Source organism: Streptomyces brasiliensis (assembly GCF_014647875.1).
GTDB lineage: Bacteria > Actinomycetota > Actinomycetes > Streptomycetales > Streptomycetaceae > Streptomyces > Streptomyces brasiliensis.
In genome coordinates, this window is record NZ_BMQA01000049.1 from 38,060 (window position 1) to 48,764 (window position 10,705).

The 10,705-nt window shown below is 70.5% G+C and carries 12 protein-coding genes; 6 read left to right on the forward strand and 6 right to left on the reverse strand.

The window, feature by feature from the left end:
- Positions 1 to 21: 21 nt before the first annotated feature.
- Positions 22 to 1,014 (reverse strand): EamA family transporter, encoded by a 993-nt coding sequence (locus IEZ19_RS38675; protein WP_373297121.1) that lies wholly within the window; start codon positions 1,012 to 1,014, stop codon positions 22 to 24.
- Positions 1,015 to 1,236: 222 nt separating this feature from the next.
- On the reverse strand, positions 1,237 to 1,815 hold the full coding sequence (locus IEZ19_RS38680; RefSeq protein ID WP_189316078.1) for a Clp protease N-terminal domain-containing protein: 579 nt from the start codon (positions 1,813 to 1,815) through the stop codon (positions 1,237 to 1,239).
- A gap of 490 nt (positions 1,816 to 2,305) precedes the next feature.
- On the opposite strand from IEZ19_RS38680, the gene IEZ19_RS38685 reads away from it, so the two are divergent.
- Positions 2,306 to 2,734 carry a type II toxin-antitoxin system Rv0910 family toxin gene (locus tag IEZ19_RS38685; RefSeq protein ID WP_189316079.1) on the forward strand — a complete coding sequence of 143 codons (429 nt, stop codon included), beginning with the start codon at positions 2,306 to 2,308 and terminating at the stop codon, positions 2,732 to 2,734.
- A gap of 72 nt (positions 2,735 to 2,806) precedes the next feature.
- On the opposite strand, the gene IEZ19_RS38690 is transcribed toward IEZ19_RS38685, so the two are convergent.
- Together IEZ19_RS38690 and IEZ19_RS38695 are read right to left on the reverse strand one after the other, a co-directional pair.
- Positions 2,807 to 3,433 carry a PadR family transcriptional regulator gene (locus IEZ19_RS38690; protein ID WP_189316080.1) on the reverse strand — a complete coding sequence of 209 codons (627 nt, stop codon included), beginning with the start codon at positions 3,431 to 3,433 and terminating at the stop codon, positions 2,807 to 2,809.
- A gap of 98 nt (positions 3,434 to 3,531) precedes the next feature.
- A complete protein-coding gene (locus IEZ19_RS38695) occupies positions 3,532 to 5,994 on the reverse strand; it encodes a SpoIIE family protein phosphatase (protein WP_189316081.1) in 2,463 nt (820 codons plus the stop codon).
- 223 nt (positions 5,995 to 6,217) lie between these two features.
- Here IEZ19_RS38695 and IEZ19_RS38700 point away from each other — a divergent pair, with 223 nt between their 5' ends.
- From IEZ19_RS38700 to IEZ19_RS38710, 3 genes are all read left to right on the forward strand, one after another.
- A complete protein-coding gene (locus IEZ19_RS38700; protein WP_189316082.1) occupies positions 6,218 to 6,691 on the forward strand; it encodes a carboxymuconolactone decarboxylase family protein in 474 nt (157 codons plus the stop codon).
- A 24-nt stretch (positions 6,692 to 6,715) separates the two neighbouring features.
- Entirely contained in the window at positions 6,716 to 7,480 is a 765-nt protein-coding gene (locus IEZ19_RS38705; protein ID WP_189316083.1) for an SDR family NAD(P)-dependent oxidoreductase, read from the forward strand.
- A gap of 69 nt (positions 7,481 to 7,549) precedes the next feature.
- Positions 7,550 to 8,032 carry a cupin domain-containing protein gene (locus IEZ19_RS38710; RefSeq protein WP_189316084.1) on the forward strand — a complete coding sequence of 161 codons (483 nt, stop codon included), beginning with the start codon at positions 7,550 to 7,552 and terminating at the stop codon, positions 8,030 to 8,032.
- A gap of 15 nt (positions 8,033 to 8,047) precedes the next feature.
- Here IEZ19_RS38710 and IEZ19_RS38715 read toward each other — a convergent pair whose 3' ends face one another.
- Together IEZ19_RS38715 and IEZ19_RS38720 are read right to left on the reverse strand one after the other, a co-directional pair.
- Entirely contained in the window at positions 8,048 to 8,494 is a 447-nt protein-coding gene (locus tag IEZ19_RS38715; protein WP_189316085.1) for a cupin domain-containing protein, read from the reverse strand.
- Positions 8,495 to 8,529: 35 nt separating this feature from the next.
- The gene (locus IEZ19_RS38720) at positions 8,530 to 9,261 is read right to left on the reverse strand and encodes an SDR family oxidoreductase (RefSeq protein ID WP_189316086.1); all 732 of its coding nucleotides are present in this window, start codon (positions 9,259 to 9,261) and stop codon (positions 8,530 to 8,532) included.
- Between the two features lie 270 nt (positions 9,262 to 9,531).
- On the opposite strand from IEZ19_RS38720, the gene IEZ19_RS38725 reads away from it, so the two are divergent.
- On the forward strand, positions 9,532 to 10,428 hold the full coding sequence (locus IEZ19_RS38725; RefSeq protein ID WP_189316087.1) for an RNA polymerase sigma-70 factor: 897 nt from the start codon (positions 9,532 to 9,534) through the stop codon (positions 10,426 to 10,428).
- Between the two features lie 100 nt (positions 10,429 to 10,528).
- Positions 10,529 to 10,705: FAD-binding protein (locus IEZ19_RS38730; protein WP_229841301.1), on the forward strand; the 177-nt coding region annotated here is incomplete at its 3' end.

Here is a 10,705-nt window from a genome sequence, read left to right on the forward strand (position 1 = left end):
TTCGTCGGCATGTTCGACACCTTAGACGACGGTTTCCCGGACGGCCAACTCGCTTTCGGCAGGGCCGCTCGACACCGGCTCGGCGGCGCCCTTGGCGGGCGTCGAGGACTGCGCGATGAACGCGCCGACCAGGACGACGAGACCGCCCACGACCTGTGGCGCCGACAGGTGCTCGCCGAGCAGCACCCACGCGAGCACGGTCGCGATCACCGCCTCCAGACAGGCCACCACGCCCGCGACCTGCGGGGAGAGCCGCCGTACCGACAGGACGCCCGTGACGTACGCGACGACTGTGGCGACCAGCACGATCCAGGCGAGCAGGGCGACGGCCGGGACCGCGTCGCCGTTCATCCGGGCGGTGCCGGAGAGTACGGACCAGTCCATGGTCCAGGGGCGGGCCACGGCGGTCAGGACGAGGGCGCCGACGATCAGGCCGTACGCGATGACGCCGAGCGGGTCCGGGGCCTCGGCACCCGCCTCGCTGCCCTGGTCGGACAGGACGAAGTAGCCCACCTGACAGCAGGCCGCGCACAGCGCCAGCAGCAGCCCGAGGGCGTCGAAACCGAGCCCCGACCACACCTCGACGACGCAGACGAGCCCGCCGACGGCGAGGACGACGCCGAGCGCCGCGGCCCGTGTCACCGGCCGGCGCTGCACGAAGCGCACCCAGCCGAGGACGAGGGCGGGGGCCAGGTACTCGACGAGCAGGGCGACGCCGACCGGGATGCGCGAGATCGCGGCGAAGTAGCACGCCTGGACGCCCGCCACGGCGAGCAGTCCGAACCCGGCGAGCAGCGCGGGCCGTTGGCGTGGCAGGGCGCGGTTGCGCACGGCGAGGGGCAGCATCACGACGGCGGCACCGGCCACCCGCAGCCATACCACGTGCAGCGGGTCGAGGCCCGCCTCGATCAGCGGCTTGGCCGCGACACCTGATCCCCCGAAGGCGAGCGCGGACGCGAGCGCGAGGCCGAGCCCTACGCCCTTTCCGCGGCTGCCGTGACTGCTCTCCGACATACGCACCGGCACATGATGACAGGCGACGACATGACCGTCACCCCCGATGACACCTGTCTCACCGGCTGGATGGGACGACGCCGCGGCCTCGACGGCACAGCGGGCGGTCCGGGCATCCCGGTCCCGCGGCTCGGCAGCCGGTGGCCGACAGCCTGCCCCTTCCGCTCCCTCGTCCCCCCAGCAGACCCCGGCAGGCGGCCCCGACGAACCGGTCCCCGCTCCTCAGCAAGCCGCCCCACCGTCACCGGCGTACTCCCCCGAGCGACTGTCGATCCGCGCGACCAGGTCGGTCGCCCCCACCCCGGCGCGCCCGAGCACCTCCACGGCGCGGGCCTGCGGGTCGGCGACGATCGCCGCGAGGAGGTCGGTGCCCGCGGCGCGGTCGGCTCCGCGCCGCTCGGCGCGGTCACGAGCGCGGCCCATGGCGGCCGCGGCCAGCGGTGACCAGCCTCCTCCCGCGTCCTTCGTCTCGGTGATCCCGGGTCCGGCGACCACGGCCGGCGTGCCCGAGTCCTCCACCGTGCTCTGCCAGCGCAGCCCGTAGCCGATGCTGCGTTGTACGAGGTAGCCGAGGAGGCGGGCGAGCTGCGGGGCCTCGCCGATCACTGCGCGCACGTCGAAGTCGGACTCCAGGAGCGAGTGGAGCAGATGGGCGGTGTCGACCTGCCGGTCCCCGTCCCGGACGGCCCGCCGGCGGGCACCAGCCACCACCGCTGCCAGCTCGGCACTGAGCCCGGCATCGTCGTCCGCGGTACGCAGGTCCTGCTCATCGGCGGACTGATGGGGAATACGGGGTTGCACATCTCCACCCCATCAGCCCCTCCGGCTCGCGTCATCCCCGGCCGGAACCATCTTCCCGTCCCACACGAAGTGGACGTCGTCCGCCGCAATCTCCTCCTCAGGGATGAGATCAGGCCGAACTTCCCCGAGGAGCGCGTGCCGCCTTGCCCCGCATCCCAGATGTAACCACCACGCGTTTCCGTGTCCTCGCGGGTGTGAAGGACAAGTACTGGTACGAGTGCCGGCTGGTGGCACTGCCGGCGGTCGACGGAGGCAGTACGTGTACCGGGCACGCCCCCGAGGACGCGCTGCCCGCCGACCTGTTCCGGACGCGTGACCCACACACGAGAGCACGTTCCCGCGCGCGTGGGACCTCTTCGACGCGACGTCGATACGGCGGGTCGGCCGAGTCGCCGCCCTCCACATTTTCTGACGGTTCATCAGTATTGAATGTTCGGGACCCTCCGGCTACGTTCCGCGACACCGTAGCCCGACACGAAGGGGCGGCCCCATGGCCGAAGTCAGCGCGGAGGCACGCATCCAGGCACCGGCCGAGCAGGTGTGGGCGCAGCTCACGGACTGGTCGGCGTACGGCGAGTGGAACGCCACCCACACGAACTTCCCCAGGTGCGGCCCGCAGACCCTGACGGTGGGCGGGACCTTCCAGGAGAACATGAAGCTGATGGGCTTCCCGGCGGAGGTCGAGTGGACCATCGAGGAACTGGAACCGGCCCGGGTGCTCGCCATTCGCGGCAAGGGCCCGATGGCGGTCGTGGTCGCCACCCGCTACACCCTCACCCCGGACGGCGGCGCCACGAGCGTGCGCATCGACGGTGAATTCACCGGCGCGGCCGTGTCGTTGATGGCGGGCAAGCTCAAGGACTCGGCGACGGCCGCCCTGAACGAGTCGCTGCGCAAGCTGGACGGGCTGGTGGCCTGAACCGCCGTACGGCGCCGGCACGAAGGCGCCCCGCGGAGGGTTCCACGGGGCGCCCGGACGGTCGTACGGCCGTCAGTCCTCGTCGGCGAGGATCAGGTACAGCTTCTTGCGGGCCTCGTTGATGACGGCCAGCGCCTTCTCACGCTGCTCCTTGCTGCCGGTCTTCCAGACCTGGCCGAAAGCCTCCATCAGGCCGAAGCCGGCCTGGCGGATCTCACCGAGCGCTTCCCAGTCGACCCCGCGGGAGGCCTCCTCCCAGGGGGCCTCGGGACCCTCGTCGGCGGCGGTACGACCGGTCTCGGTGAGCGAGTACAGCTTCTTGCCGCCCTCACTCTCACTGGCGATCAGGCCCTCGTCCTCCAGCAGCTGCAGGGTGGGGTAGACCGAGCCGGGGCTCGGCTTCCACGCGCCGCCGCTGCGCTCGGCGATCTCCTGGATCATCTCGTAGCCGTGCATCGGCCGGTCCTTCAGCAGGGCCAGGATCGAGGCCCGCACGTCACCGCGCCGCGCCCTTCCCCTCGGGCCGCCGCGCCCTCGTGGCCCCCAGGACCCCGGTCCGAAACCGGGTCCGCCGGGACCGAAGCCCGGACCACCCGGACCGAAGGGCCCGAAAGCCGCGCGCAGTCCCTCGAAGCCGCCCCAGCCGTGCCGGTGGGGGCCGTCATGTCGATGTCCGTGCTCGAATCCGTGGGTACGCATCGCGATCACTCCCATTCCATCGTCGATCTAACGCGATGTCTCAACGATATATCGGAACCGATCGGATGGCAATATCCCTCGACCTGGGGGTTCGTCGGTCAGGCGGCTCTGCGGCGCTCGAGGGCGGTGGCGAGGTCCTCCTCGGCCCAGACGATCTTGCCGCCGGGCACCGAGCGGCTGCCCCAGCGGCGGGACAGCTGGGCGACCAGGAACAGACCGCGCCCGTTCTCGTCGACGGCGCGTGCGTGACGCAGCCGGGGGGAGCAGCCGCTGGCGTCGAACACTTCGCAGGTCAGGACCTGGTGCCGGATCAGCCGCAGACCGATCGGGCCGGTGCCGTGGCTGAGGGCGTTGGTGACCAGTTCGCTGACGATCAGCTTCGTGGTGTCCTCGAGACGTTCCAGGCCCCATACGGCCAGCCGGCCGGCGGCCAGTTGCCGGGCCTCGCCGACGGCGGACTGGTCGTGCGGCAGCGCCCAGGAGGCGACCTGCTCCGGATCGAGCGAGCGGGTCCGCGCCAGGAGCAGGGTGACGTCGTCGGTCGGCGCCCGCCCCGCGGCGGTCTGCGTGGCGCGGGTGCAGAGTTCCTCCAGGGAGCGGGCCGGCGCCGCCAGGGCCGCGCCCAGCCGGCGCATGCCCGCGTCGATGTCCTCGGCGCGGCTCTCGACCAGGCCGTCGGTGTACAGGGCGAGGAGGCTCCCCTCGGGCAGGTCCAGTTCCACGGCCTCGAAGGGAACGCCCAGCCCGACCCCCAGGGGCGGACCGGCGGGCAGGTCGGGGAACGTGACCCGGCCTCGCGGGTCGATGATCGCGGGCGGCGGGTGCCCGGCCCGTGCCATGACGCACTTCCGCGTGACCGGGTCGTAGACGGCGTACAGACAGGTGGCACCCGTCACCGCGGGGGTCTGGTCCGGTGCGCAGGCGTCGTCCTCGGCCAGTCGCTGGACCGTGTCGTCGAGGTGGGTGAGCAGTTCCTCGGGGGACAGTTCCATGTCGGCGAGGGTGTAGACGGCGGTGCGCAGCCGGCCCATGGTCGCGGCGGCGTGCAGCCCGTGTCCGACGACGTCGCCGACGACGAGAGCCACCCGGGCACCGGACAGCGGGATCACGTCGAACCAGTCGCCCCCGACGCCGTTGTGGAGGTCGGCCGGCAGATACCGCGAGACCGCCTCGACGGCCGCGCCGCCCCGCAACCGGTGCGGCAGCAGGTTGCGCTGGAGCGCGAGGGCCGCGGTGTGTTCTCGGGAGTACTGGCGGGCGTTGTCCAGCGACAGCGCGGCGCGGCCGACGAGTTCTTCGGCCAGGAGCAGATCGATCTCCTGGAACGGCACCGGGTCCTCGGTGCGGACGAACACGGCCACCCCGAGCAGGGCGCGCCTCGCGCGGATGGGAACCACCATCAGCGAATGGACTCGGTTCTCCCTGACCTTTCGCGCCCGTGCCGGGTCCTGGTCGAACCAGGTGCCCTCGGCGGCGTCCAGGACGGGCTCCAGGTGCGGCCGCCCGGTGCGCAGCACCTCCGTGAAGGGTGAGGTGGGCGGCATGAGGACCGGGTCACCGCGCCCCCAGGGGGATTCGGGGACCCCTTGGTGGATGGAGGCCAGACCGGCCCGCCGGAACACGGGGAGACGCTCGCCCGTCGGGCCGACACGGACCGGGGGCTCGTGTCCGAAGGGGATCGACTGCTCCAGGTCGACGGCGACGTAGTCCGCGAACAGGGGCACGGCGAGGTCGGCCAGTTCCTGGCTGGTCCGCATCACGTCCAGGGAGCCGCCCAGGTGCGCGCTGCCCTCGGTGAGGATGGCCAGGCGCTCGTACGCCCGCCGGCTCTCGGTGACGTCGACGCTGATGACGCACACCCCCAGTGCTCGGCCGTCGGCGCCCTGGAGACGGAAGACCGACGCCGCGAACGTGTGGTCCCGGCGCGAACCCGACGCGAGCCACGACCGGTAGGTGTGGACGCCGCTGGCGCCGGTGGCCAGCACCTGCCGCATCGTCGCCTCGAGCGCCGCGGCCTTGGGACCGGACAGCACATCGGGGAAACCACGTCCGAGCCGTCGATCAGCGGGGACGCCGTCGTGGCTCTCCATCGTGTCGTTCACCCACGTACAGCGCAGCCCCAGGTCACGGAACACGATGCCGATCGGCACGCGCGCGAGAAGCGAATCCCGCACCGATCCGGTCGCCGTGTCCCCGGACAGCGCTCCGGCGTCGGTCACGGACACGAGCCAGGCGACTGCTCCGTCCCGCCCGCGCACCATGGAGATCCGCAGACTGACGACAAGGGTGCGGCCGTCGCGATGGCGCACGGACGTGGTACCCGACCAGCCACCCCGGGCACGGCACCGCTCGACGAACGCCGTCGCCGTCGGCGTGTCCTCGGACGTCGGCAGGACGAGTGAGGCGGAGCGGCCCACCACGTCCCCGGCGGAGTACCCGAGAAGTCGCTCGGCGACCCGCGTCCAGCCGACCACGGTCCCCTGCTCGCCGAGCATCGCGATGGCCGAGTCGGACATCTCACGCGTGCTCAGCAGCTGCTCACCGGCTGTCACCCTGTCCATGCTGATCACCGGGCTTCTGTCCTCGGGTAGACGGGTCTGGGGCGGTTCGCGATCCAGACAGACGCGGGCATCAGTTGTTCATCCGCATCTTTCGGGTACTTGACTGGATTACCGCCCTTTTTGTGACAACCCAACTGGAATCGAAGTGACTGCGCCGCCCTGTCACAGGTGGCGGGGCCATCCGGTCAGTGGTGTGTATCCGCACTACGGCAAGGAGATCACTGTGGAAGCACGTCTCGACTTCTTCGGCAGCCCCCTCGGAGGCAAGGTGCTCAGGCACCTCAACTCGGCCAGCAAGGCCGTCTCGGACTCGACACTGCCGGCCGCCGTCCAGGAACTGGTCAAACTCCGCGCCAGCCAGATCAACGGCTGCGGCTTCTGCACCGACATGCACAGCAAGGACGCCGCCCACGCCGGCGAGACCCAGCAGCGCCTCAACCTCGTCGCCGCCTGGCGCGAGGCCACCGTCTTCACCGACGCCGAACGCGCCGCCCTCGAACTCGCCGAACAGGCCACCCGCATCGCCGACGCGGCCGGCGGTGTCACCGACGACGCCTGGGCCAATGCCGCCAAGCACTACGACGACGACCAGCTCGCCGCACTGATCTCACTCCTCGCCGTCATCAACGCCTACAACCGCATCAACGTCATCAACCAGCAGCCCGCCGGCGACTACCAGCCCGGCCAGTTCGGCTGACCGACCCACGAAGGAACCGGCACCATGCTCAGCTCCACCCCACACCGCTTCGTGGACCGCGTCGCGATCGTCACGGGAGCGGGGTCTGGCATCGGCCGGGCGGCCGCGATCGCCCTCGCCGGGGCCGGGGCCCACGTCCTCGGTGTGGGCCGCCGTGTCGAGGCCCTGGAGGAGACGGCCGGCGCCGACCCCCACATCGCGGTCCTGCCGCTCGACCTCTGCGAGGAGGGAGCCGCGGACACCGTGGTGACCGAGGCCGTGAAACGGTGGGGACGGCTCGACGTGCTCGTGAACAACGCGGGCGCCACCGCCGTGATGCCCCTGGCCGAGACCGATCGGTCGGTGATCACCAGGCTGTTCGAGCTCAATGTGACCGCGCCGAGCATGCTCGCCCACGCGGCGCTGCCGCATCTGCGTGAGTCGTCCGGCTCCATCGTGAACGTGTCGAGCACCTACGGTCACCGGCCCTTGGCCGGCGCTGCCCATTACGCCGCGACCAAGAGCGCCGTCGAACAGCTGACGCGGAGCTGGGCGCTCGAACTCGCGGCGGAAGGGGTCCGGGTGAACGCGATCGCACCCGGACCCACCAGGACGGACGTCCTGGTGGCGGCCGGGCTCCCCCGGGACACCATCGACGAGATACGCAGCCATGAACGAGACCGCATCCCGACGGGACGTCTCGGCGATCCCGAGGACATCGCGGACTGGATCCTGCGCATCGCCGATCCCCTGGGCGCGCACATCACCGGTCAGGTACTGACGGTCGACGGGGGCCTCGAGCTCGACTGACCTCCGGCGGGCCGTCGTGAGATGTCACGTGAGATGTCGCATACCAACGCACATTGAGGGATGGTCACCATGTCGTACCCGGAGCAGGTTTATGGGGGAGACAGCGGCGAGGTCAGTGCGAAATTCCGTCCGGCGGGCACCCCGCCGAATGTCGGCGAAGCCGGTAAGGACGCCATTCACTATCTGGCGAGCACGAATACCACTCGGGGCGAGTTCGGTCTCTACCGAGTGGAGATGAGCGCGAGGGCCGGCGGCCCGAAGACGCATTTCCACAAGCGCATCTCGGAGTCCTTCTTCATCCTCGACGGAAACGTTCGCCTTTTCGACGGCGCGCAGTGGATCGACGGGCAGAAGGGCGACTTCCTGCATGTGCCGCAGGGCGGACTGCACGCCTTCCGCAACGACTCGGACGCACCGGCCGGGATGCTGCTGCTCTTCACGCCGGGAGCGCCGCGCGAGGAGTACTTCGAGAAGCTGTCGGAGCTGGCCGACGCCACGGACGAGGAGCGAGCCGCGTTCCTGGACAAGCACGACTCGTACTTCGTGGAGTGAGCGAAGGCAGGCGGGTCAGGCGTCCGGGCGCGGAGCACGCAGGTGCCTGCGCTGGGCCAGTTCCTCTTCGTCGACCAGTGTGAGCATGGGCTGACCCGGCATGCACATCATGGTGACGAGGAAACGGCTCCAGGAGTCCGTCCGGTTGTTGCCGTCCTGGTAGTGGATGACGTCGCCGCCCGGCTCCCAGAACGTCTCCCCGGCCTTGATGACCCGCTCCGGCTCGCCTTCCAGTTCGAAGAGCATCTCCCCTTCGAGCATGTAGCCGAAGGCGGGCCCCGAGTGCCGGTGCGGCGGGGTGCCGGGGTCGCCGGGAGGGAACGCGACGAGAACCGTCGCCACCTCCGCCCCTTCGGGAACGAACGGCGGTTGCGCCGTCTGCAGCACGGTGAGCGCCGTCTTCCATGCCTCCGAGCGCGGTCGGGTCGCGGGGCTGCCTGTCGCCGGATCGTCGTTCGCCATGGTGAGGCCTCCCTCGGTGGGGCTGGGCTGCTGGTTCAGGAGAGCCAGTCGCGGTAGTGGGTGGGGGCGATGAGGGCGCCGGCCTTGGTGACGAGGGCATCGCCTGGGACGGCGGCGAACATGCCCGCGGTGTCGTCGGTGACGACGGTGCGACCGTCGGGACGGGCCTCGAGGGTGATCCGGCCCAGCTCGTCGAGGGGGAAGACATCGGGTCCGCCGACTTCGACGGTGCCGTTCAAGGGGGTGCCGGCGGCGACGTCGGCGACGGTGTCGGCGACCTCCCGGGCGGCGATCGGCTGGATCGGGGTGCTCGGCAGCCGTACGGCGTCGCCCTCCGTGGTCCAGGACAGGACCGCGTCCATGAACTCCATGAACTGGGTGGCCCGCACGATCGAGTAGGGGATCGACCCGTCCTTGAGGATGTCCTCCTGGAGGAGCTTGGCCCGGTAGTAGTCCAGCTCGGGCACCTTGTCCACGCCGACGATCGAGAGGATGACGGCGTGCCCGGCCCCGGCCTTCCGGGCGGCGCCCAGGATGTTGTCCATCGAGGTCCGGAAGAACGGCGGTGAGGCGTCGTCGAAGGTCGGGGAGTTCGTCAGATTGACGACGACCTCTGCGTCGGCCACCGCCTCCTCCACGCCCTGGCCGGTGATCACGTCGACGCCCGTTGACATGGAGTGCGGTACCGCCTCGTGTCCGTCGCCGTTCAGTCTCTTCACGACCTGCGATCCGATCAATCCGGTACCGCCGAACACCGCGAACTTCATGGGGGACCTCCCGTCGCGCACCGACCGGTCATGTGACCATGCGTCCATCTTGCGACGCCGGGGTGCGCCCCGCACCCGGCGCGCGCTCCGGGTGGCCCGGTGGCTCTGTGTGCCGGGAACGGAGCCGACGGTCGCTGCCCGGCCGCCCTCACACCTCTCAACTCGGCGTGACCACATGGGCGTCGACCGAGTACGACGCCGGCACTCCATGGTCTGGGTGAGAGACGGGGGACCCGCTTGTAGCATGGTGCTCACAGGCTGGAGGAATTCATGCGCAACCGGGACGACGCCGACTCCCTGGACCAGGCGACGAGGGACTTCATCTCGGCGCGTCCCCAACTCTTCGGCATCGCCTACCGCGTGCTCGGCAGCGTCGCGGAAGCCGAGGACATCGTCCAGGACGCCTGGCTGCGGTGGCAGAACACCAACCGCGCGGACGTTCACGAGCCGGCTGCGTTCCTGGCCACGGTCACCGCGCGGCTGGCGATCAACGTGGCCCAGTCCGCACGAGTGCGCCGCGAGTCGTATGTCGGGCCCTGGATCCCCGAGCCGGTGGACACGCGCGCGGATCCGCAACTGGGCGCGGAACGGGCCGAGGCGCTGGACCTGGCGGTCCTCTTCCTCCTGCAGAAGTTGAACCCGGTGGAACGGGCCGCTTATGTGCTGCGGGAAGCCTTCGACTACCCGTACAAGCAGATCGCGGAGATGCTGGAGACGAGCGAGGCGAACACGCGGCAGCTGGTGAGCCGCGCACGCAAGCATCTGTCCTCGGAACGCACGGAGCCAGTCAGCTCCACCGCTCACCGACGCCTGCTGGAGGTGTTCCTCGCCGCGGCCCAGACGGGCGACCTGTCGGCGCTCGAGAACGTCCTCACCGAGGACGTGGTCAGCTACACCGACGGTGACGGCATGCGCGGCGCGGCCAGGATTCCGGTCGTCGGCCGTGAGCACGTCGCCAAGTTCGTCGCCGCCTTCGCCCCGCGTTTCTGGCCCGACACCGAGGTGCGCTGGGTCGAGGCCAACGGCAGGCCGGCCGTCCTGGTCACGGCCGGTGGCAACGCGTCGGCTCTCCTGTCCGTCGAGGCGTCGGCGCGCGGCATCGAGCGCCTGCTGTGGGTCATGAACCCCGCCAAACTGGATCCCTACGTGACGTCGCTGCAGCAGTGACGAAAGCTGTCACAGATCGCCGTACTGCCCGGTCGTACTGAGTGGCAACCCAGGCGAACGGAGCAAGGCCGTGGCTATCACCGAACGACGTCTGTCCACCATGGTGCTGGTGATCGGTACCGGAGGTGCGGGGCTGCGGGCCGCGATCGAACTGGCCGAGTCCGGGGTCGATGTCCTGGCGGTCGGCAAGCGCCCCAAGGACGACGCCCACACGGCACTGGCCGCCGGCGGCATCAACGCGGCGCTGGCCACCATGGACCCCGAGGACAGCTGGCAG